Source organism: uncultured Ilumatobacter sp., assembly GCF_963980585.1.
Lineage (GTDB): Bacteria > Actinomycetota > Acidimicrobiia > Acidimicrobiales > Ilumatobacteraceae > Ilumatobacter_A.
This window is the reverse complement of sequence record NZ_CAXCAM010000045.1, coordinates 1-21366: the sequence shown is the minus strand read 5'-3', so window position 1 is coordinate 21366 and position 21366 is coordinate 1. Positions and strand designations below refer to the sequence as shown.

Below are 21366 nucleotides of genomic sequence, written 5' to 3'. Positions count from 1 at the left end.
AACGACGGCACGCCTGACTCAGGCAACGAGACTCGCAACTCAGACCTGCTGGTCAGCTACCTCGAAGGCACCGGTGTCGACATCCAGACCTACACGCCGCGTCCAGGCCGCGACTCGATGATTGCTCGAATCGCCGGATCGGATCCGAACGCTCCTTCGCTGTGCCTGATGGGCCATACCGACGTCGTCCCTGTCAATGTCGACGGTTGGACGCACGACCCGTTTGCTGCAGAGATCATCGACGGCGAGGTCTGGGGGCGAGGCGCGGTCGACATGCTCAATCTCACCTCCACGATGGCCGTCGTTTTCCGTCAGCTCGCCAACGAAGGCTTTCGCCCCAAAGGCGACCTCATCTATTTCGGCGTTGCTGATGAAGAGGCGGGTGGTGTGTGGGGCGCCAAGTGGATGGCCGAGCACCATTGGGACGACATGCAAGCCGACCATGTCCTCACCGAACTCGGCGGCTGGTCGACGGTCGACGATCACGGCACTCGCACCATCACGGTCAACGTCGGCGAAAAGGGCCTCGCCTGGCGCCGTCTTCGGGTTCGAGGCACGCCGGGCCACGGTTCGATGCCGTTCGGTTCGGACAACGCGCTCATCAAGGCCGCCGAGATTGTGCGCCGCATCGCCGAGTATCAGCCGTCCGCTCACATCGATGCGATCTGGGAGGCGCAAGTCGACGCCTTCGGACTTCCCGACGAGATGCGCGATGCCATGAAATCCTCCGACAAGATCTGGGAGACGCTGAAGACTCTCCCGCCTGGCATGGCCCGCACGTGTCATGCCCTGACGCACACCACCTTCTCCCCCAACGTCATTCACGGTGGGCAGAAGACCAACACCATCCCTGACGTCATCGACATCGACGTCGACATCCGCACGGTTCCGGGCACCACCAAGGCCGATGTCGAGCAACATCTCCGTGATGCAATCGGTGACCTCTATGACCACGTTGAGGTCAGCGAGCTCCAGAGCTCCGACCCCACCGCATGCGCATACGGCGAGGGGAACCCGCTCTGGGATGCTGTCACCAAGCATTCGCAGATCGCCTACCCCGGCGCCAAGTTGATTCCCGGCCTGATCACGGGCGGTACCGATGCCCGCTTCTACCGAGAACGCGGCAGCGTCGCGTATGGTGCCGGGCTCTACTCGGGCAAGATGGACTTTGCCACGTTCGGCGCGCGTTTCCATGGCAACGACGAGCGCATCGATCTCGAGTCACTCGGCCTTGCCGCCGAGTACTTCTACGGCATCACCAAAGATCTCCTCACCTGACCCTGCCCCTGCCCCCTGACGCTGACGCTCACTCGAGTGTGAAACCGAGGCGATGTGGAACCAGGACGAGTTCCTCCACGAAGCCGAGCGAGGCGTACAGCTCCCGAGCCGCCGCATTCGACACCCGCACCGTGAGATGGGCGTGTGTTGCCTCGTCGGCTCGAGCCCGAATCGCTGTGCCCACGAGTGCACGACCGATCCCCTGTCCACGGCTCGCATCGGAGACGCCGACGTAGTCGATGTACAACGATCCGTCGTGCTGCACTTCGGTTGCGACGTAGCCCACAACGTCGCCTTCGTGGCGCGCCACGAAACGGTCGTGCCGGCCGCCCGTCAGCCCGAACAGCTGCGCCCCCGTCGAGTGAGTTCCCGGAAAGATCGCGTCGTGCAGCGCGACCACCTCTGCATCGATCGACTCCGCCGCCGCCTCGATTCGCACCGACGAGCCTGGCACCTCGATGTGGAGGTCCGACAGACGCAACACCACAGACCCCTCCTCGGCCTCAAAACCGTTGCGCTCAGCGAAGCGCTGAAGCCACGACGACCGGGCATCGATTGCTAACTCATGTTCAGGGAACTGTGCAAGAGAGCGGCGTCCAGCGCCAAACAAGCCATCTGCAATTGCATCGGCAAGCGGCAGGTCAGCATCAGCCACGAACGGGCCAAACCACCAGACCCGACCCATCTGCCGATCAGACTCGGCAGCGATCCACCCAATCACGTCACGCGCATCGTCGAGCGCAACCCAGGTCGCCGTGGTCCACGAGTCAACCCCTTCGATTTCCCGCAGCTCGGTCCGCAGCGCAGCAATATCGCTGCTCAGGTAATGGCAACTCCGGTTGGGGTCCCCCTGACAGCCGACGGCAAGCTCGACGAGCCGTTCGAGATCTGCGTGCCAGGCCTGGCGAACCGCAAACGACATCTATCTGAAGAGATCCTTCTCGCTATCCCGCAGCACCGGCGCCAACGATGCAGTGTCGTCACGCACCCATTCGTGCCCACGAATCACCGCGACAGGGACGCGGCTCGTATTGCCTTTCACGAGTTCACCTGCTGCGGCAAGCTCGTCGGCGATACACAGCTCCTGCACGCGAAACTCGTGTCCGTGTGGGTCGTGCTGACCGATGTAGCTGTACAGCGGCTGCATGCCGGCGATGCCGATGGCAATGTCGGTCTGACCTTCACGCCAGGGACGCCCGAACGTGTCGCTCATGATCACCGCGACATCGACACCCAGCTCGGCAAACCGGGCGCGGTGCGCCCTGCATGTCGCATCCGGATCCTCCGGGAGCACCAGCACACGTCCTTCAGCCCCACTCGACGACTGATCGACACCTGAGTTCGCGCAACAGAATCCATGATGGGTTTCGGTGATCAACACCGGACCAATCTGTCGGATCACACGCTTCGATTCGCGCAGCACCACCTCCACCAGCCGGGGATCCTTCTCCCACTTCTCGGCCCACGTCGTCGCAAACGGCGATGCCTCGACATCTGCCAATTCGATGCCACGACCTTCTGCCTTCGACACGATCTTGGAGGTCACGATGACAACGTCACCGTCAGCGAGCGGATCGCCCTGAGTGATCGCCGCTGCATGAATCATGGCGGCCAGATCCGCGCCTGACTCGATCTCGGGAAGTCCCTCGACACCAAAAATTTGAATGTGCGCCATGTTTCTCAACCCGGGAGGTCGGCGAGGAACGCGACGACTGCTGCGTTGACTGGCTCGGGGTTGGTGAGGTTGGCAGCATGGGCACCGCTCACCTGCACAACACCGGAGCAGCCGACGAGCCCTCGGGCGAGAACTTCGGCACGATCCATGGTGATTGCCGTGTCATCCATACCGTGCACGACTACGGCGGGGCACGTGATCTCGCTCAGCCGATCGGTGATGTCATCACGGCCCGTTAGGCACTGATACGGCTCACGGAATGCCTCCTTGGGACGCTCATTCCACTTGGCGATCCATGCCGGACTGTGCTCGGCGTCATCGATGATGATCGAAGCAACGACATCGGCGAGCCCGCTGCCGGGCCCTTCGGTGAGCCACACATGATTCATCGCATCATTGCCGGCTTTGGTTTCGTCGTCGTCAAGGCCGGCTTGCGTATCGAGGAGAATCAACCCGCGCACCCGCTCGGGCGCCGTCAGTGCGACGCGGAGTGACAGAAATCCTCCTTGACTCATCCCCCCGACAACCGCTCGCTCGATCCCCAAGTGGTCGAGAAGCCCAATGCAGTCTGCTGCCGAGTCCCAGTAGGAGAACGGCTGCCCGTCGAATTCGGTCAGTCCAAAGCCACGCTCGTCCCACGTGATGACACGGTGGGTGTCACGCAGCGCAGCGACCTGCGGTGCAAACATTTCATGGTCCATCAGGAACCCGTGCGCCAAGATCACGGGCGGTCCGTCGCCGCCAGTGTCTTCGAAGTAGACCTTCTGACCGTTGATCTGAGCGTGGGGCATGGATGGACGGTAGCGCAGCGGGCAAGATGGGCCGATGGCGAACAGTTCCGACCCCACCGAATCGGTCTCCGAGATCTTCGACCCTGCAGCGTGGACCGCTGTTCCCGGTTGCGACTTCACCGATATCACCTACCACCGCGCCGTTGGCAAGGGCCCCGATGGCGCCGTTGTCCGCATCGCCTTCAATCGACCGGAGATCCGCAATGCGTTCCGTCCGCACACGGTCGACGAGTTGTTCGCGGCCCTCGACCACGCTCGGATGTCGACCGACGTCGGCTGCGTTCTCCTCACCGGCAACGGACCGTCGCCGAAGGACGGCGGATGGGCGTTCTGCTCCGGTGGCGACCAACGCATCCGGGGCAAGGACGGTTACAAGTACGCCGAATCCGAGACGGCTGACACGATTGAGCCCGGACGCGCCGGTCGCCTGCACATTCTCGAGGTGCAACGCCTCATCCGATTCATGCCAAAAGTGGTGATTTGCGTGGTTCCCGGTTGGGCGGCTGGCGGCGGGCACTCGTTGCACGTCGTCGCCGACCTCACCCTGGCGTCGACCGAGCACGCCCGTTTCAAGCAGACCGACGCTGACGTCGCAAGTTTTGATGGCGGTTTCGGCTCCGCGTACCTGGCTCGCCAAGTCGGCCAGAAGTTCGCGCGCGAGATCTTTTTCCTCGGGCGCGAGTACACCGCTGACCAGATGAAGGACATGGGTGCCGTCAACGAATCGGTACCGCACGCAGAACTTGAAGCAACTGCGCTCGAATGGGGGCGCGAGATCTGCCGGAAGAGCCCCACCGCCCAGCGGATGCTCAAGTACTCATTCAATTTGATCGACGACGGATTGGTCGGCCAGCAAGTATTCGCCGGCGAGGCCACGCGCCTCGCCTATGGAACCGACGAAGCTGCAGAAGGGCGCGACAGCTTCCTCGAGAAGCGCTCGCCCGACTGGTCACCGTTCCCCTACCACTTCTAATGGTTGTTCTCCTGGTTGTTGTCATGGTGGGGTTCTGATGGAGGCCATGGACGTCCACATCGAGATCATCGAGGACCCCGACGACCCTCGATTCGGGCAGTTCCGCGTCAACGAACGAGCGCTGGCGAGCCGAGCACAGAAACGCGATGATGCTGGCGCTGGGCTGTTCCTGGCCGAAGGCGACCTGGTCGTCGAGCGAGCATTTCGCGCCGGATGCGTGCCGACGGCTGCACTGGTTGACACGGAACGCATTCCCGACATCGCCGGTGAGCTCGGCTGTCCGCTGTACGGCGGCGGGTCAGCCATCCGAACGCTTGTCGCGAAGATGGGCTTTCCGCTGTCGATTCTGGCGCTGTTCGAACGCCCGGCACGCCCGTCAGTGCGTGGACTCGCCTCGTCGGCCCGGCGACTCGTCGTGGCCGAAGCGGTCGACAACCCAGTCAACGTCGGTTCGATCGTCCGGAACGCCGCCGCGCTGGGGTGGGATGGCCTCATCCTCGACCATACGAGCGCCGATCCACTGTCTCGTCGCTCGCTGCGCGTCGCCATGGGCACCGCCTTTTCGCTCCCCCATGCACGAACGCAGCATCTCGCAGCGGAGCTTCTGACCCTCGATGACTTCGAGTTGTATGCCTTGACGCCTGATCCGACTGCTCGGCCCCTCGACGACGTTCACCCAGGGTCCCGCGCCGCCATCTTGATCGGTTCCGAACGCAGCGGACTGAGCGAAGAACTGGTCGACCTCTCCATTCCGGTCCGCATCCCGATGGCCGCCGGGGTCGACTCCCTCAACGCTGCGGCAGCTACCGCAGTGGCGTGCTGGGCGTTGCGCGCCTGAATCCGCTGTGCGTCGATAGAAAGCAGCAATGTCTGGCGTCCTGCTTCTGTCTTGTCCCGACCAGCAGGGCATCGTCGCTGCGACCTCTGCGTTCATTGCCAGGTTCGGCGGCAACATCGTCCACGCCGAGCAGCACGTCGATCGACTGGCCGGAAACGACGTCTCGGTCTTCTTTCAACGCATCGAGTTTGACCTTGCTCGCCCCAACGTCAAGCACGAGGCCTTTCTCGACGCCTTCCAGGTCGTCGCTGAGCAGTTTGAGATGACCGTCGATCTCCGCAACACGGCTGTCCCCGTCCCAACGGCGATCATGGCGTCCAAGCAGCCGCACTGCCTCTACGACCTGCTGACCCGGTGGCGCAGCGGCGAACTCCCCATGGACCTCCGCGTCGTCGTGTCAAACCATCCTGATCACCGTGACATCTGCGAGCACATGGGCGTTCCGTATGTCCATCTGCCCGTCACGAAAGAGACCAAGCCGCAGCAGGAGCAACAGGTTCTCGCAACGCTTGCCAAACACGGCGTTGAACTCGTGGTGATGGCTCGCTACATGCAAATCCTCACCGATGACTTCGTGTCGCATCACCCCATGCGCATCATCAACATCCACCACTCGTTTCTCCCGGCCTTCATCGGAGCCAACCCCTACCGGCAAGCCCACGAGCGGGGCGTCAAGCTCATCGGCGCAACGGCTCACTACGCCACTGCAGACCTCGACGAGGGCCCGATCATCGCCCAGGAAACAGCGCATGTCACGCACCGCGAGAACGTCGCCGAACTCACCGCACGCGGACGCGATATCGAAACCGTGGTGCTCGCCCGGGCGGTGCGCTCACACCTCGAACACAAGGTCGCCGTGCAAGGGCACAAGACCATCGTCTACTCGTGACACCCGCGCTCGTCAGCGGGCGAGCCGTCAGACGATGCCCTTCGCCTGCGTGTAGCGGAAGAAGCCATACCCGGGAATCGTCGGCAACCAGAACGTGAGCGTCCGGAAGAACAGCACAATCGCCGCGGCAGTCGCGTTGTCGATGCCATAGGCAATCAATGCAGCTGTCAACGCCGCCTCAACCCCGCCGACGCCGCCGGGTGTCGGCACTGCAGAGCCGATCGTGGTCGCAATGATGTACATCGCTCCAGCCTTCGGAAACGAGATGTCGGCACCAAAGGCCAACATGCTCGCCCAGAAGGCGATGACGTTGGCCAATTTGCCGAGCAGTGCACCGCCGAAAAGCTGTCCAAGCTTGGTCGGGCGCCGCATCAGGTCGCCGATCGAGTCCCGGATCTTGGACATCGCCGAGGCGACCCACGGCCGCAGCACCGTGCGCCCGAACCGCGTGATCAACACCAGCGTTGCGATCGCTCCAATCACGAGGATGATGATGACAATCGATCCCATGTCGGGGAACTCGAAGTCGCTCAGCTTGTCGCTGGACCCTCCCCAAATGAGGAAGACCACAATCGTGACGACCTGGGCGACGCCACTGGCGCCTGATGTCAACGCAATCGCCGACGCTGCAACCGCTGTTTCCAGACCGTTCAGCTGGAGATAGCGGACCCGCATCGCCATGCCCCCAGCGTTCGCCGGGGTGAAACGGTTGAGGTACGACTGGCCGAACATCACTGCGACGGTCCGGGTGTAGATCAAATCGATGGTCGTCGCCCCAAGCAAACTCATTGCTCCCGAGAAGTACGTCGAGATCATCAGCAAGATGATTGGGATGGCATAGATGAGGTTGGCAGACTTGAACGCTTCCCACGTCTGGTCCCAGTTCGCTGCGAGGTTAAAGACGTAGGCGAGCAGGACGAGCGAGCCAACGAACGAGACCGCACCGCCGATCGTGATCCGTCGAACTGGTGCGAGCTCGACCTTCTCGATGCCGACGACCGCAGCGGTGGCGTCGCGGAGCGAATCCAAAAGCTCGTTGTCCTCGACGGCGATACGAGTCTGCTTGGACAGCACCGCGCTCTGGATCATCGGCACCGCTCGTTCGAGCACGTCGTCGGAAAGCTCCGCTCGTGCAGCATCGACGGCTCGGTCGACACCGACCAGCAGCGCCAGTGAGGCGAGGAGTTCGACAACGTCCGCTCCGAGCGCTGCGTCACTCGCATCGACGTTGGCGTGTTCGAGGTCGACCAGGGTCGCACCATCAGTACCGACCAGAATGCTGGTCGTGTCGAGATTGCCGTGAGCCAAGCGACGGTGCTGGAGCGCCGCGACGTATGACCACAGCTCGCGCAACGTCTCGTCGGACACATCAGGGTGATCCGCCAACCGGTCGCCGGTGATGTAGGTGGAGACCATCAGGGCCGCCTCGTCAGCGGTACCCAACACCGCAACCGGACCAGGAGTCGGCACCACTGCACCGAAGATGCCGAGCGCCAATGCTTCATGGTCGACCGCCCGGCGCGGCGTCGCCGAAACACCCCCGCCGACACCCTTCAGCGACAGGCTGCGCCAAAGACGAAGGAGCGCCGCTGAATCTCGCTGATCGCGGCCGATCACCCTGACGAACAACCTCCGGCCGCCCGGCTCAGAGGTCGCGAACGTCGGTGTCCCGCTGCCGTGTTGGTGCGGCTCGATGCGGTCGATCTGGATACCTGAGCGAACAAGCGCCTCTCGCACCGAGTCCAGATTGACACTTCGACGCGGCGCACCGAACACAACGAGCGCCAACGACCCAGCAGCAGCTCCCACTGCCAGCATCATCAAGTTGCGGACCGGCACCTCCGTCGCCGAGAGCACCTGCGCGACCATCGCGAAGACGACGAGCACCCAACCGGTCCGACGCCACGACCGCATCATCCACGGACCCGCCGTCACAAGCCACGCCGTCAACATCGCCAAGTAGGTGCTCGACGGGTACTGGCTCCCGATGAACCATGATGCAACTCGGTCGTAACCGAGCTGCTCGAGCGGCACACTCTCGTCGATCACCCCGGTGAGCAAGCTCATCGCGATCGCTGCGACGACCGAAGCCAGCGCCAGTAGCAGCAGCAGATACCAGCGGCGACCCCGAACCAGCACCACCAGCGCGACCACCGGCACAAGTGTGACGAGAAGCTGAACGAGCCCGACCAGGCCGTTCACCAATGCATTGGGGAATGCCTCGACGACTGCGAGGATGTCGGCAGACACGTTGGAGACCTGGCTGTCGAGCAGCAACGCGAGCAGCAGCAGGAAACCGAGTGCGATCAGCGCGAAGACCAGGCGGGCGACATCGGATGGGTGCCGGTACAGGCCAACGTCGGACCGACCGGTCTCCGAGGCAGCAGAACTCATCACGCAACGACAAATCTAGGCCACGCCCGGGCGTGCTCGGCCACCGACAACGCCTCAACCTTGCGCTGTCGCTGCGGCGCGGGCGGCACGACGGCTGCGTGGGCCAGCGCCACTTGGTTCCCAGGTGAATTTCTTCATCGCAATACCGAGGCCGAGGAGGCCCCAGGCGGCCACGAAGCCAAGTGCTCCCCAGTCGAACGCTGGTGCTGCAACGAAGGGGTTGAAGCAGTCCTGGAAGGCGTTGACAAAGGGCTTCAGCGGGAAGATGTTCGCAATGGTGGTCAGCGCGCTGTCGCCGTCGGTAGCAACAAAGACATCAGAGATGAAGGCCAACGGCAGGATCGTGGCGTTGGCGGCCGCTGAGGCCGAGCTCGCGGTCTTGATGATCGACGCCAAGGCCATCCCCAGCGCTGCGAACGCTCCCACACCGACCAAGAAGGTCACGGCAGCTGCTGGCATCTTCGCCCATTCGATCGAGAGGTCGTAGAAGACCACGCCAACCGTGAGCATCACCATCGCGCCGACGAAGGCGATCACGATGGCCGAGCAGATAAAGCCGGCGATGTAGATCCACGTCGGGAGCGGCGTGCTGCGCCAGCGCTTCAAGACACCTTCGTCACGTCGGATCGGAACCATGTTCGCGAGATTGGAGAACGTTGCCGAAACCGCGGTGTAGGCCGCAAGGCCACCCGTGTAGAACTGGCGGACCGACCAGTCACCCTCGTCGGTCTCGATGGTGTTGTCACCGAAGAGTGCGTTGAACAGCACCAACATCACCAGCGGCAGAATGATGGTGAAGAACAGCGCCACCGGAACTCGGGTGAAGTACTTGAGCTGGTACTGCGTTTGGCGCAGCACCATCGACAGGCTCGACGGAAATGCGCTCATGAAGTCTCCTCCGACTGCTCGGTCAGTTGGAGAAACACATCTTCGAGCGACGCACGAGCCACTCGCAGCGACTCAAGCTCGACCCCATTCTCGATCGCCCAGCCCGTTGCCCGATGCACCACCTCGGTGGCACGGTCGACTGTGGCTTCAACCAGCCGCCCGGACAGGCGAACGTCCCCACCGAGGACGGGACCAAAGGTGCTGATCGCATCGGCGGTCTCAATCGAGTCAGGCAGCATGAAACTGACAACGGTGCCGCTGATTCCCTCGATCAGTTGCGCCGGAGTGCCCTCGGCGATCATCTTGCCCGATGCCAGCACGCCGACTCGGTCCGCCAGGTGTTCGGCTTCGTCGAGATAGTGCGTCGTGAGGAGCACCGTGACGCCGTCGTCGCCCAGTGCTTCGATCAGATCCCAAGACTTCCGGCGTGCTGCGGGATCAAAACCGGTGGTCGGCTCGTCGAGAAAAAGCAGATCAGGACGCCCGATGATGCCCAGTGCCAGATCGACCCGACGACGTTGGCCTCCGGATAACGAACCAACCCGCTCGTCGACCTTCTCCTCGAGTCCGGCGAGTTCGACGACTTCGTCCAGTGTCCGTCGACGGCGATAGGCACTCGCGTACAGATCAATGACCTCGCGCACCGTGAATTCGTTCTCGACCCCGGAGGTTTGGAGGACCACGCCGATCCGATCGCGGAACTCACGTTGCGCTTTCGCAGGGTCGAACCCCAACACGGACACTGAGCCCGATGTCATGGTGCGGTGGCCCTCGAGAATCTCCACAGCGGTCGACTTGCCCGCACCGTTGTGGCCGAGCAACGCGTAGACCTCTCCTTCGCCGACGTGAAAGCTGACACCATCGACGGCACGGTTGTCTCCGTAGTGCTTGTGCAGGTCGCGAACGTCGATTGCAGGCATCAACCGCCGATCGTACCGAACCCGATCCGAGGATCAGATCGCCGGGGGGTCTGGCACCCAGGTCACGTGCGGGGATAGTTCGCCGATGTAATTGGCAGTCCCGTGTCGTTGCGAAGGTGCTCGGCTGCTGGCACGAAGTACCCCATCAGCTCCGCAGAAACGTCCACTGGGACGGCCACGTCATCGCACACCGTCTCGACCGCAGCCGCCATATGGAGCAACCACCGGTCACGCTCGAGCGGACCCACATGGAACGGGAAGTGCCGCATCCGCAGGCGCGGGTGTCCACGTTCCTCCATGTACGTCGCCGGTCCGCCCCAGTACTGAATGAGAAAGAGCGTGAGTCGATGGCGTGCACCGGTCAGGTCAGGCTGCTCGGGGTACAGCGGAAGGAGCACCTGATCGGTCGCCACTCCCTCGTAGAACACATCGACAAGGCGCTCGAAGAAGGCGGAGCGACTGGCATCGTCGGTTCCGACTCGAAAAAAGAGCGAAGGCGCCGTGTCAACCACGGCGCCCACGTTAGGGGTCTTGAAGGGACTTCTGAGGTCAGATATCTCGGAGGTCTCGTCGACGACGTTGCCAGACCGAAGCTCTGCCAGCCTTGCTGGGGAAGTCAGGCCGAGGCGAGTGCCGCGTCAAACTTGCGGAATTCGATGAGTTCGCTGTTCTTCAACACGAAGGGCGTGGAGTCGTTGCACGGATCGAGGATGACAAACTCGTCGGTTGCCAGGAGGACAAGAACAGTCATCATGTCGTCGTCGACATTGGCAGCGGTCTTGACTTCGATCACGTCACCGGCGGTCAGTTCTTGCATCAACATCGTGTTCATGGGGGGCCGTTTCTGGGGTGGAGTTGTCAGCGTTGTTGCTGATATGTGTTCTTCATCAAGAACCTCTAGAAACTTGAGAAATTCCCTTCGGCGCTGTGACAACCGCCACGTTCCATGTTCGTGCGGGTCGCGGGTGGTGGTCAACGGTGACGGACCGCGCCCACTGGGCTCAGTCGAAGGTGGGGTCGACCCAGTCGGGGAAGATCTCGGGCAGGCCGTCGCTGACCTTGACCGGGTAGTCCGGGTGGCGCTTCTCAAGGAAGCTCGTGACGCCCTCACGAGCATCATCGCTGGCGCCGCGCGACAGGATGCCGCGCGAGTCGACCCGGTGGGCTTCCATCGGGTGACTGGCTCCGAGCATCCGCCACAGCATCTGACGGGTGAGCGCCACCGATACCGGCGCGGTGTTCTCGGCGATCTCTGCAGCAATCGAGCGCGCTGCAGGAAGGAGCTCGTCCGCAGTATGAACGCTGCGAACGAGTCCACCGGCACGCGCCTCGTCGGCCGGGAAGACCCGTCCGGTGTAGCACCACTCGGTTGCCTGGCTGATACCGACGAGCCGAGGAAGGAAATACGAGGAACACGCTTCGGGCACGATGCCGCGGCGGGCAAACACAAAGCCGAATTTCGCATGCTCGCTGGCCAGCCGGAAATCCATCGGCAAGGTCATCGTCACGCCCACCCCGACGGCGGCTCCGTTGATGGCCCCGATCACCGGCTTCGTGCAGTTGAAGATCCGCAGCGACACCATTCCGCCGCCGTCGCGAGGAACGCCGGCATCGGTCTGAATATCGCTGCCGCCACTCGAGAAGGTCTCTCCCCCGCTCGCTGAGAGATCGGCTCCAGCGCAGAATCCCCGGCCGGCACCGGTGACGATCACCGCGCGAACGTCGTCATCGGCGTCAACCTGATCGAAGGCATCGATCATCTCGTACATCATCGTGCCAGTGAAGGCATTCAGCTTGTCCGGGCGATTCAGCGTGATGGTCGCGATGTTGTCAGCGACCTCATAAACGATCTGGGTGTACTCCATCCGAGCAACGTAGTGATCGTCCTCGCCGTCGCCCCGATCGCAACGACAGCATCAGTCAAGAATCAGACGTCCAAGAAGCGCGAGGCGGCAATGCCGGAGCCAATGGCGCCGGCAGCGGCACCGATCAGGAGCATGATCAGCATCACCTGTTTGTCGTATCCATCAGTCACCACAAGTGCGGCAAACCCGCTGCCATCGGGGAACTCACCGACGCCGCTGGTCCACTGACTATTCCAAGCCCACAAGCCGGCACTGGCAAGGACGCCACCAATAATCCCGTGCAGCAGGCCCTCGAGCATGAACGGAATACGAATGAACCAGTCGGTCGCACCGACGAGCTTCATCACTTCGATCTCTCGTCGCCGAGCAAAGATTGCCGTGCGAATCGTGTTCCAGATGAGCAGCACCGCAGCGAGCAACAAGAACACTGACAGCAGCAACAAACGGAAGCCGAAGAAGTCCTGCAGTTGACCGATCAAGCTGATCTGGTCCTCGGCAAATTGGACGTTGAACACGTTGGGCAGCTCAGAGAACGCTCCCTCAAGCTGTCGCAGCAGTTCAACGTCAGTCCCCTCGGTCGGTACCACCTTGTACTGGGTCGGAATGTTGTCGGCGGTCAGCAACTCAAGTGTTCCCGGCTCGCCAGCAAGCACAATCTCAGCTTCGTTCAGCGAGCACTGCGAGTCGCAGTAGCCGAAGCTTTCAACGAACTGCGGGTTGTTGCCGAGGGCCCCCTCGATGACACCAAGTTGATCCGCGCTGGCACCGGCGTTGACAAAGATGATCATCTCGACGCCGCCCTCCCACTTGGAGAGCAAGTTGTCGAACCCCTTCTGGCTCAGCAGGGTGAGCCCCACCCCCAGCAGCGAGATCGCCGCGGTGATGATCGCCGCGAGTGTCAGCGTGGCGTTACGACGAAAACTGTCAAATGTTTCGCGAAGTGTGTATCGGAGGCGTGAAAGCATGGTGGATTGAGATCTCCCGAGTCACTCGTAGACGCCGCGAGCCTGGTCCCGGACAATGACGCCGCGATCGAGCTGAATGACTCGTTTGCGCATCGTGTTCACGATGCGTTGGTCGTGGGTGGCCATCACCACGGTGGTGCCAGTCTTGTTGATGCGATCAAGCAAGCGCATGATTCCCTCGCCGGTGGCTGGATCGAGGTTGCCCGTGGGCTCATCCGCAAGAAGAATCAGCGGTCGATTGACGAATGCCCGAGCGACAGAAACACGCTGCTGCTCGCCACCGGACAGCTGATGCGGAAGACGATCTTCCTTTCCAGCGAGACCGACAAGCTCAAGGACGGCCGGGACCTGCTGCTTGATCACGTGCTTCGGGCGACCAATGACCTCTTGCGCAAACGCCACGTTCTCGAACACCGTCTTTTCGAGCAGGAGTTTGTAGTCCTGGAAGATGTTGCCAATGTTGCGGCGAAGGTGCGGCACGCGGCCCGGCGGCATGTCGACGATATTGCGACCTGCCACCCAGACGGCACCGCGCTCGGGCCGATCCTGGCGGTTGAGCATCCGCAACAACGTGCTCTTGCCGGAGCCGGATGGGCCCACGAGAAAGACGAACTCGCCTTTGGCGATGTCGAATCCTGCGTCGCGGAGCGCCACGACTTCGGCGGAGTAGCTCTTGGTGACGTTTTCGAGGCGAATCATGAGGAAGGTTGGCCAGTCGGAACGGTCCGATCAGCCCTGCAAGACAGTACCGCCGTCACACACAGGCAATGAGGCACCCCACCTGCATATTTCGTGACCAGTGGCTCACACACGGCACTCACCTGCTCAGACGTCGTCTTCACCCTGAGCCCGCTTGAACTGCAGGAAGCCTTCAATGAGGAAGTCGATATCACCGTCGAGCACGCCACTGACGTTGGCCGTCTCAATCTCGGTACGGAGATCCTTCACCATCTGGTACGGCTGCATCACGTAGCTGCGAATCTGGCTCCCCCAGCCCACCTGGGCTTGCTTGCCCGCGATGGCGTCAAGTTCGGCCTGGCGGTCTTCTTCAGCCTTCGCCGCAATCATCGACTTCAAGCGGCCCATGGCCCGCTCACGGTTCTGCAACTGGCTCCGCTCTTCCTGCGAACTCGCCACCAGCCCGGTTGGGTGGTGGATGTAACGCACCGCGGACGACGTCTTGTTGATGTGTTGGCCGCCAGCCCCTGACGCTCGGAACACCTGCATTTCGATGTCGGACTCGTCGATGTCCAGCTCGACATCTTCGAGCAGCGGCCACACCTGGACCGCTGCGAACGAAGTCTGACGCCGCCCTTGATTGTCGAAGGGGCTGATGCGCACCAACCGATGCGTGCCCCGTTCCGCGCTCATCAAGCCATAGGCATACCGGCCAGAAATCGTGACCTCCGCCGACATGATCCCGGCCTCAGCACCTTCGGACACACCGTTGAGGGTGATCGTGAAGCCGCGCCGCTCACACCACTTCTCGTACATGCGCAGCAGCATCTCGGAGAAGTCCTGGGCGTCGACGCCACCATCCTTGGCGTTGATCTGCACAATGCAGTCTGTGTCATCGTGCTCGCCGGTGAACATGCTGCGCAACTCAAGCTGATCGAACGTTGCCGCAATCGCGCCAATCGCCGTCTCAATTTCGGGCTCCAGGCTGGCGTCGTCTTCGTCGCGCGCCAATTCGTGCAGCACCTCGACGTTTTCGATGTCTTCGGTCAGCGTGTCGAACGCCTCGAGGTCATCTTTGATGTTGGCGTACTCGGCGTTGAGCTTCTTGGCGCGGTCCTGGTCATCCCACAGTCCCGGCTCAGCCACCTCGTGTTCGAGCACTGCGAAACGCTCGCGGTTCTCGACGACCGAGAGATAGACCTCGGCCTCGGCAAGTCGACGTTGTACCTCGCGGATGTCGTGTGTGAAGTCGCGCATGAACCCAGTGGTGTCCTTTCGCGCTCAGGCTTCGCCGTGGCAGTTCTTGAACTTCTTGCCAGAACCGCAGGGACACGGCGCATTGCGTGGCGTCTTTTCGAAGGCGTCCTTGACGACCGTCTCCTGCTTCTTCGGCTCAGGCGCTTCGGCTGCAGTTGCAGGTGCACCTGCGGCATCAGCTGCAGCAGCGCGTGCGGCGCGGTCGAAGCCACTCGACTGGACGTCGTCAGATGAACTGGTCTGGAGGTTCTGAACAGGGGCTGGCGCCGCTGCGCCCACGAGCGGCTGCGCCGCGTCGTCTTTCACGACCTGCACGTGCATCACGTACTTGACGAAGTCCTGCGCAATCCCGGTCATCATCGTGCCGAACATCTCGAAACCCTCGCGTTGCCACTCGACAAGCGGATCCTTTTGACCCATGGCTCGCAGGTTGATTCCGCCCTGCAGGTAGTCCATTTCTTCGAGATGTTCCCGCCAGCGTTGGTCGATGATGCGCAGCATCACCTGACGTTCCACCTGGCGAAGCGTGTCCGCGCCCATCTCTTCTTCGCGCTGCTCGTAGTGAGCAGTGGCGTTCGACATCACCATCTCGTAGATCTCGTCGGTGTCAGCGCATGCCTGCAACTGCGCGACCGAGCTCGAATTTGGCCAGTAGAGCGTGAGTTCTTTGGCCAGGCCGTCGAGATCCCACTCATCGTCGGCAGCCGAAGCGCAGTGCGTCGTGATCAAGGCGTCGACCGCATCGGCCAAGTACTCAGCGCCCGCATTCTTGAGGTCTGCGCCATCGAGGATCTGGTCGCGGCGTTGGTAGATGATCTTGCGCTGCTCGTTCATCACCTCGTCGTACTTGAGGACGTTCTTGCGAATCTCAGCGTTCTTGGTCTCGACCGTGGTCTGTGCCCGCTCGATGGCCTTGGTGACCATCTTCGCCTCGATGGCCTCGTCGTCAGGCAGCGCCCGGCCCATGACATAGTTCAACGCGCCGGTCGCAAACAGGCGCATCAGATCGTCATCGAGACTCAGGAAGAAGCGGCTCGCCCCAGGGTCGCCCTGACGACCGGAACGGCCACGGAGCTGGTTGTCGATACGGCGGCTGTCATGACGCTCGGACCCAATGACGTAGAGACCGCCCTGATCCAGAACCTGCTGCCGCTCGCGCTCACACTCACCTGAGAACTTGGCAAGCATCTCGTCGTACAACGCCTGGGCCTTCTTGCGTTCAACCTGAAACTCCTCAGGCATCTGCTCGACCGGCACGGCGAACTCGAAGTCGGACTTCAGATGCTCATCGGTGTACCCGGCCTTCAGGACCTCGGATTGGGCGAGTCCTTCGGGGTTGCCGCCGAGCAAAATATCGACGCCGCGACCCGCCATGTTGGTGGCGACGGTGACCGCACCGAGGCGACCTGCCTGGGTGACGATCTCGGCTTCGCGAGTGTGCTGCTTGGCGTTGAGGACCTCGCAGGTGATGTTGCGCTGATCGAGGAGACGGCCCAGGTGCTCCGAACGGCCGACGCTGGCAGTACCAACAAGAATCGGCTGCCCCTTGGCATGACGTTCTTCGATGTCGTCGATGATTGCGTTGAACTTTGCCTCTTCGGACTTGTAGATCAAGTCCGGCTCGTCGGCGCGGACCACCGGCTGATTGGTCGGAATGGGCACCACCCCGAGGCCGTAGGTGTTCATCAGTTCAGCTGCTTCTGTGGCGGCCGTGCCCGTCATGCCGGCAAGCTTTTCGTAGAGCCGGTAGTAATTCTGCAGCGTGATGGTGGCGAGAGTCTGGTTCTCTTCCTTGATCTTGACGCCCTCTTTGGCTTCGACAGCCTGGTGGATGCCTTCGGACCAACGACGGCCCTCGAGCACACGACCGGTGAACTCGTCGACGATCTTCACTTCGCCGCCCTGGACGATGTAGTCCTTGTCGCGCTTGTAGACCTCTTTCGCCTTCAGCGCCACCGTGAATTGGTGCACGAGGTTCGCTTCGACGGTGTCGTAGAGGTTCTCGACGCCGAGCGCGGCTTCGACGGTCTCGATGCCCTGCTCCGTCGGTACGACAATCCGCTTGTCTTCTTCGAATTCGTAGTCCACGTCCCGCTTGAGCGAACGGACAATGGAGGCGAACCGGTAGTACAGCTTCGCTGCGTCTGCGACACGGCCCGAGATGATGAGCGGGGTACGCGCCTCGTCGATGAGAATCGAGTCGACTTCATCAACGATGCAGAAGTTGTGACCGCGCTGTTGGACCTTGGCGTCTTTGCTGGGCGCCATGTTGTCGCGGAGATAGTCGAAACCCAGTTCGTTATTGGTGCCATAGGTGACATCAGCGGCGTAGCTCTTGCGCTTCTCGGCTGCGGTGGCGCCACGACCCGGCAGAATCAACCCGACGTCCATATTCATGAACCGGTAGATGCGGCCCATCAGCTCAGACTGGTATTGGGCCAGATAGTCGTTGACCGTGACGAGATGCACGCCCTTCTGGGCAATGGCGTTGAGAAACACTGGCGCTGTCGACGTGAGGGTTTTACCTTCACCGGTCTTCATCTCGGCGACCCAGCCGAAGTGCAGCGCTGCGCCGCCCATCATCTGCACGTCGAAGTGGCGTTGTCCGAGTGTGCGGTCTGCCGCCTCACGCGTGACCGCGAAGGCTTCGACCAGCATGTCGTCGAGATCTTCGCCGTTTTCGAGGCGCTGACGGAACTCGCCGGTCTTCGCTTTGAGCGCGTCGTCGGTGAGTTTGCGGTAGTCGTCCTCGAGTGCGTTGATCTCGGGGACGATGCCCTCGAGCGCCTTGAGTTTCTTGCCTTCGCCGGCGCGAAGAATTCGATCGAGAATGCCCATGAGGGCGCCAATCCTACCGTCAGGCAGCCACTGCCCGAGGCGCATGACGGAACGACAGCACCTTGGCGCCGACCGCGGCCGGTGTCGACGCGACTGCAGCAAGCGTCACGTCCCGCGCTCCCTGCTGCCGCAGCGCGTCGGCGGCGGCGAGCAGCGTGGCACCGGTGGTGACCACGTCGTCCACCACCACAACGTTGCGACCCCACAGACCGGGTTTGGCGATGAACTCTGGGCCGTCGAGGCGCTCAGACCGATTCTTTCCCGTTTGTGCTGTTGACGACCCAGGCCGGGCCAGAAGACGGCGGGTCGGCACACCCAGTTGTCGGCCGACTGTGCGCGCGATCTCTTCTGCCTGATCGAACCCTCGCTGTCGACGTCGGCGCGAACTGGTCGGCGCCCACGTCACCACGTCGAGATCATGATGCACCCCGGCCTCGACAAGCCGGTTGACCAACAATCCGCCCAGGTGGCGAGCTACTTGGCGGCGGTTGCGGTACTTGAGCGAGAGCACGACATCACGTGCTCGCCCGGTGAATGGCACCGCGGCAATAACGCCATGCGCCTGCGGCTGCGGCGGTCGGCCGACCAACGCGAATCGACAAGTCCTGCAGATGGCCAGGCCGGGTGTGTCGCAGCCTGCACAGCGAGTTTCGAAGAGCATGCTGCCATCATGAATGAGCACTGTCACAGAGTCGGCCCGTGCCGATCTGGTCGACGCAGCAGTGCGCACATCGGCGCGACCCAAACCGCTGGCCCCAGCGGTCCACCCACTCGATACCGTGCACCCGATGGCCGGAACCAATGCGGCACCGACTCCGACGTTGCGAGTTCCTCGCGACCGGTTCATCGAACGGCTCGTCCGTTGCCTTTTCGGGCTGGCACTCTTCGGCCTCGGCATCTCGATGATTATCGATGCCGAACTCGGCGCTGCACCGTGGGACGTCTTTCACTCCGGAGTCAGCGAAATCACCGGGATTTCGGTCGGCAACGTTGTCATCCTCACCGGTCTCGCGCTCCTTCTCCTCTGGATTCCGCTGCGTGAACGACCAGGGCTCGGCACCCTGCTCAACGCCACCGTGATCGGCATCGTCGTCGATATCACCCTGCCGTGGATCCCTGAGTCCAACCTCCTCGTCACGCGGACGCTGCTCATGTTGGGTGGGGTCACGGTGATCGCGATCGGTTCGGGCTTCTACATCGGTGCCGGCCTCGGACCTGGGCCGCGTGACGGTTTGATGACCGGCCTTGCTAAACGCTCGATCGGCAGTTGGCAGATTTCCATTCGTGTCGCGCGTACCGCGGTCGAGTTGCTCGTCCTCTGTGTCGGCATCGCGCTCGGCGGGTCGATCGGCATCGGAACAGCCGTGTTTGCGTTCGGCATCGGCCCCCTCGTTCAGGTCTTTCTTCCCCGCCTCGCGATGCAACCCGCCTAGAACGCAGAACGCCGACGAAGACCCCTCGAGAGACGGGTCTTCGTCGGCATGACGGCGGACGGGCTGAGGTCAGCGCGCAGCCGACACAATCTCAGTAGCGGTAGTTGGCCGGCTTGAAGGGGCCCGAGGGGTCCATGTCAAGGTATTCGGCTTGCTCATCGGTGAGCTTGGTGAGCTTCACGCCGAGCGCATCGAGGTGCAACATGGCCACCTTCTCGTCAAGGTGCTTTGGCAGCACGTAGACACCTAGCGGGTAGGCCTCGGTCCGGTTGAACAGTTCGATCTGGGCGATCACCTGGTTGGTGAATGAGCACGACATCACGAAGCTCGGGTGCCCGGTGGCGCAACCGAGGTTCACCAGGCGGCCCTCGGCGAGAATGATGATCTGCTTACCGTCGTCGAACTTCCACACGTCGGTGCCGGGCTTCAGTTCGTCACGAGTCGCACCGGAACGGGACAACCCCGCCATGTCGATCTCGTTGTCGAAGTGGCCGATGTTGCAGACAATGGCATTGTGCTTCATCTGCTTCATCGAATCGATGGTGATGAGGTCCATGTTGCCGGTGGAGGTGACGAAAATGTCGGCGGTTTCCACGACGTCTTCGAGCGGAAGTACCTGGAGGCCTTCCATCGCAGCCTGGAGGGCGTTGATCGGATCGATCTCGGTGACAATCACGCGAGCGCCCTGTCCTTGCAGCGACTGCACGCAACCCTTTCCAACATCGCCGTAGCCGAGCACGACGGCAGTCTTGCCACCGATCATCACATCGGTCGCCCGCGAGATCGAATCGACGAGGCTGTGGCGACAGCCGTACAGGTTGTCGAATTTCGACTTGGTGACTGAGTCGTTGACGTTGATCGCCGGGAACAGCAGCTCGCCGTCATCCATCATCTTGTAGAGACGCTTGACGCCCGTGGTGGTTTCTTCGGTGACGCCTTTGATGCCGGCGGCCATGCGGGTCCACTTGCCGTGTTCGGTCTTGAGCGAACGCTGAAGTAGGCCGAGCACGATGGCGAACTCCGGGTTGGAGGCTGACGTCGGGTCGGGCACTTCGCCCGACTTCTCGAACTCGACTCCCTTGTGGAGCAGCATCGTGGCGTCTCCGCCATCGTCGAGGATCATGTTCGGGCCGTCGTAGACCTCACCGTTGGGCCCATCAGGCCAGGTCATCATCTGGTCGGTGCACCACCAGTACTCCTCGAGTGTTTCGCCCTTCCAGGCGTAGACCGGGACACCCTGCGGGTTGTCGACGGTGCCGTTCGGGCCGACAACCGTGGCAGCTGCGGCGTGGTCTTGTGTCGAGAAGATATTGCAGCTCGCCCAGCGCACTTCGGCGCCGAGGGCGTTGAGCGTCTCGATGAGGACCGCCGTCTGAATCGTCATATGCAGCGACCCTGAGATACGGCACCCTGCGAGCGGCTTCGACTCGCCGTACTCCTTGCGAAGAGCCATCAATCCGGGCATCTCGTGCTCGGCGAGCAGCATCTCCTTGCGACCAAACGGTGCGAGATCAAGATCGGCGACGCGAAAGTCTTTGGTCTCGGCGAGGCGAGACAGAGCAGTATCAGACATGAGGACCCTCCTGAGGGTGGAACAGTTCGAACGAACGCCGCAACCATTGCGGCGTCGAAGTTCTCCGAACCGGGCCGGGGCCCTCAGGCGCCGATCGAATCAGCCCGGTGA

Annotated in this window: 20 protein-coding genes; 5 read left to right on the top strand and 15 right to left on the bottom strand. The window is 62.2% G+C overall.

What is annotated here, in order from left to right:
* A partial coding sequence (locus ACH2DW_RS12675) for a M20/M25/M40 family metallo-hydrolase (protein WP_394930111.1) occupies positions 1-1278 on the top strand: 1278 nt, incomplete at its 5' end.
* Between the two features lie 28 nt (positions 1279-1306).
* Here the strand turns inward: ACH2DW_RS12675 and ACH2DW_RS12670 are convergent.
* From ACH2DW_RS12670 to ACH2DW_RS12660, 3 genes are read right to left on the bottom strand one after another with little or no spacing between them, the layout of a single operon-like run.
* Entirely contained in the window at positions 1307-2200 is an 894-nt protein-coding gene (locus ACH2DW_RS12670; protein ID WP_394930110.1) for a GNAT family N-acetyltransferase, read from the bottom strand.
* Positions 2201-2953: a coenzyme F420-0:L-glutamate ligase gene (gene cofE / locus ACH2DW_RS12665; protein ID WP_394930109.1), complete on the bottom strand. Its 753-nt coding sequence runs from the start codon at positions 2951-2953 to the stop codon at positions 2201-2203.
* Positions 2954-2958: 5 nt separating this feature from the next.
* On the bottom strand, positions 2959-3744 hold the full coding sequence (locus ACH2DW_RS12660) for an alpha/beta fold hydrolase (protein ID WP_394930108.1): 786 nt from the start codon (positions 3742-3744) through the stop codon (positions 2959-2961).
* A gap of 34 nt (positions 3745-3778) precedes the next feature.
* Here ACH2DW_RS12660 and ACH2DW_RS12655 point away from each other — a divergent pair, with 34 nt between their 5' ends.
* From ACH2DW_RS12655 to purU, 3 genes are read left to right on the top strand one after another with little or no spacing between them, the layout of a single operon-like run.
* On the top strand, positions 3779-4717 hold the full coding sequence (locus ACH2DW_RS12655; protein WP_394930107.1) for a 1,4-dihydroxy-2-naphthoyl-CoA synthase: 939 nt from the start codon (positions 3779-3781) through the stop codon (positions 4715-4717).
* A gap of 37 nt (positions 4718-4754) precedes the next feature.
* The gene (locus ACH2DW_RS12650; protein ID WP_394930106.1) at positions 4755-5555 is read left to right on the top strand and encodes a TrmH family RNA methyltransferase; all 801 of its coding nucleotides are present in this window, start codon (positions 4755-4757) and stop codon (positions 5553-5555) included.
* A gap of 28 nt (positions 5556-5583) precedes the next feature.
* A complete protein-coding gene (gene purU, locus ACH2DW_RS12645) occupies positions 5584-6444 on the top strand; it encodes a formyltetrahydrofolate deformylase (protein WP_394930105.1) in 861 nt (286 codons plus the stop codon).
* A 27-nt stretch (positions 6445-6471) separates the two neighbouring features.
* Here purU and ACH2DW_RS12640 read toward each other — a convergent pair whose 3' ends face one another.
* From ACH2DW_RS12640 to ACH2DW_RS12590, 11 genes are all read right to left on the bottom strand, one after another.
* Positions 6472-8838, bottom strand: coding sequence for a flippase-like domain-containing protein (locus ACH2DW_RS12640; protein ID WP_394930104.1), 2367 nt, complete (start codon positions 8836-8838; stop codon positions 6472-6474).
* Positions 8839-8892: 54 nt separating this feature from the next.
* Positions 8893-9726 (bottom strand): ABC transporter permease, encoded by an 834-nt coding sequence (locus ACH2DW_RS12635; RefSeq protein WP_394930103.1) that lies wholly within the window; start codon positions 9724-9726, stop codon positions 8893-8895.
* Positions 9723-10646, bottom strand: coding sequence for an ABC transporter ATP-binding protein (locus ACH2DW_RS12630; protein ID WP_394930102.1), 924 nt, complete (start codon positions 10644-10646; stop codon positions 9723-9725). Before ACH2DW_RS12630 ends, ACH2DW_RS12635 begins: the two co-directional genes overlap by 4 nt.
* A gap of 62 nt (positions 10647-10708) precedes the next feature.
* A complete protein-coding gene (locus ACH2DW_RS12625) occupies positions 10709-11167 on the bottom strand; it encodes a globin (protein WP_394930101.1) in 459 nt (152 codons plus the stop codon).
* A gap of 95 nt (positions 11168-11262) precedes the next feature.
* Positions 11263-11478, bottom strand: coding sequence for a hypothetical protein (locus ACH2DW_RS12620; protein ID WP_394930100.1), 216 nt, complete (start codon positions 11476-11478; stop codon positions 11263-11265).
* Positions 11479-11647: 169 nt separating this feature from the next.
* A complete protein-coding gene (locus ACH2DW_RS12615) occupies positions 11648-12511 on the bottom strand; it encodes a crotonase/enoyl-CoA hydratase family protein (RefSeq protein WP_394930099.1) in 864 nt (287 codons plus the stop codon).
* Positions 12512-12573: 62 nt separating this feature from the next.
* Positions 12574-13476, bottom strand: a complete 903-nt coding sequence (locus ACH2DW_RS12610; RefSeq protein ID WP_394930098.1) for a cell division protein FtsX — start codon at positions 13474-13476, stop codon at positions 12574-12576.
* A 21-nt stretch (positions 13477-13497) separates the two neighbouring features.
* Positions 13498-14175 carry a cell division ATP-binding protein FtsE gene (ftsE, locus tag ACH2DW_RS12605; RefSeq protein ID WP_394930097.1) on the bottom strand — a complete coding sequence of 226 codons (678 nt, stop codon included), beginning with the start codon at positions 14173-14175 and terminating at the stop codon, positions 13498-13500.
* Between the two features lie 126 nt (positions 14176-14301).
* Complete coding sequence (prfB, locus tag ACH2DW_RS12600; RefSeq protein ID WP_394930096.1) at positions 14302-15411, bottom strand: peptide chain release factor 2; 1110 nt, start codon at positions 15409-15411, stop codon at positions 14302-14304.
* 24 nt (positions 15412-15435) lie between these two features.
* A complete protein-coding gene (secA, locus tag ACH2DW_RS12595) occupies positions 15436-18249 on the bottom strand; it encodes a preprotein translocase subunit SecA (RefSeq protein ID WP_394930095.1) in 2814 nt (937 codons plus the stop codon).
* A gap of 19 nt (positions 18250-18268) precedes the next feature.
* Positions 18269-18910, bottom strand: coding sequence for a ComF family protein (locus tag ACH2DW_RS12590; protein ID WP_394930094.1), 642 nt, complete (start codon positions 18908-18910; stop codon positions 18269-18271).
* Between the two features lie 13 nt (positions 18911-18923).
* Here ACH2DW_RS12590 and ACH2DW_RS12585 point away from each other — a divergent pair, with 13 nt between their 5' ends.
* Positions 18924-19682: a YitT family protein gene (locus ACH2DW_RS12585; protein WP_394930093.1), complete on the top strand. Its 759-nt coding sequence runs from the start codon at positions 18924-18926 to the stop codon at positions 19680-19682.
* A 91-nt stretch (positions 19683-19773) separates the two neighbouring features.
* Here the strand turns inward: ACH2DW_RS12585 and ahcY are convergent, their stop codons facing one another.
* Positions 19774-21255: an adenosylhomocysteinase gene (ahcY, locus tag ACH2DW_RS12580; protein WP_394930092.1), complete on the bottom strand. Its 1482-nt coding sequence runs from the start codon at positions 21253-21255 to the stop codon at positions 19774-19776.
* Positions 21256-21366: the final 111 nt, after the last annotated feature.

Coding starts and splice junctions, on each gene's coding strand:
- ACH2DW_RS12670 (WP_394930110.1), bottom strand. CDS start 2,200: ATGTCGTTTGCGGTTCGCCAGGCCTGGCACGCAGATCTCGAACGGCTC.
- cofE (WP_394930109.1), bottom strand. CDS start 2,953: ATGGCGCACATTCAAATTTTTGGTGTCGAGGGACTTCCCGAGATCGAG.
- ACH2DW_RS12660 (WP_394930108.1), bottom strand. CDS start 3,744: ATGCCCCACGCTCAGATCAACGGTCAGAAGGTCTACTTCGAAGACACT.
- ACH2DW_RS12655 (WP_394930107.1), top strand. CDS start 3,779: ATGGCGAACAGTTCCGACCCCACCGAATCGGTCTCCGAGATCTTCGAC.
- ACH2DW_RS12650 (WP_394930106.1), top strand. CDS start 4,755: ATGGAGGCCATGGACGTCCACATCGAGATCATCGAGGACCCCGACGAC.
- purU (WP_394930105.1), top strand. CDS start 5,584: ATGTCTGGCGTCCTGCTTCTGTCTTGTCCCGACCAGCAGGGCATCGTC.
- ACH2DW_RS12640 (WP_394930104.1), bottom strand. CDS start 8,838: ATGAGTTCTGCTGCCTCGGAGACCGGTCGGTCCGACGTTGGCCTGTAC.
- ACH2DW_RS12635 (WP_394930103.1), bottom strand. CDS start 9,726: ATGAGCGCATTTCCGTCGAGCCTGTCGATGGTGCTGCGCCAAACGCAG.
- ACH2DW_RS12630 (WP_394930102.1), bottom strand. CDS start 10,646: ATGCCTGCAATCGACGTTCGCGACCTGCACAAGCACTACGGAGACAAC.
- ACH2DW_RS12620 (WP_394930100.1), bottom strand. CDS start 11,478: ATGAACACGATGTTGATGCAAGAACTGACCGCCGGTGACGTGATCGAA.
- ACH2DW_RS12615 (WP_394930099.1), bottom strand. CDS start 12,511: ATGGAGTACACCCAGATCGTTTATGAGGTCGCTGACAACATCGCGACC.
- ACH2DW_RS12610 (WP_394930098.1), bottom strand. CDS start 13,476: ATGCTTTCACGCCTCCGATACACACTTCGCGAAACATTTGACAGTTTT.
- ftsE (WP_394930097.1), bottom strand. CDS start 14,175: ATGATTCGCCTCGAAAACGTCACCAAGAGCTACTCCGCCGAAGTCGTG.
- prfB (WP_394930096.1), bottom strand. CDS start 15,411: ATGCGCGACTTCACACACGACATCCGCGAGGTACAACGTCGACTTGCC.
- secA (WP_394930095.1), bottom strand. CDS start 18,249: ATGGGCATTCTCGATCGAATTCTTCGCGCCGGCGAAGGCAAGAAACTC.
- ACH2DW_RS12590 (WP_394930094.1), bottom strand. CDS start 18,910: ATGCTCTTCGAAACTCGCTGTGCAGGCTGCGACACACCCGGCCTGGCC.
- ACH2DW_RS12585 (WP_394930093.1), top strand. CDS start 18,924: ATGAGCACTGTCACAGAGTCGGCCCGTGCCGATCTGGTCGACGCAGCA.
- ahcY (WP_394930092.1), bottom strand. CDS start 21,255: ATGTCTGATACTGCTCTGTCTCGCCTCGCCGAGACCAAAGACTTTCGC.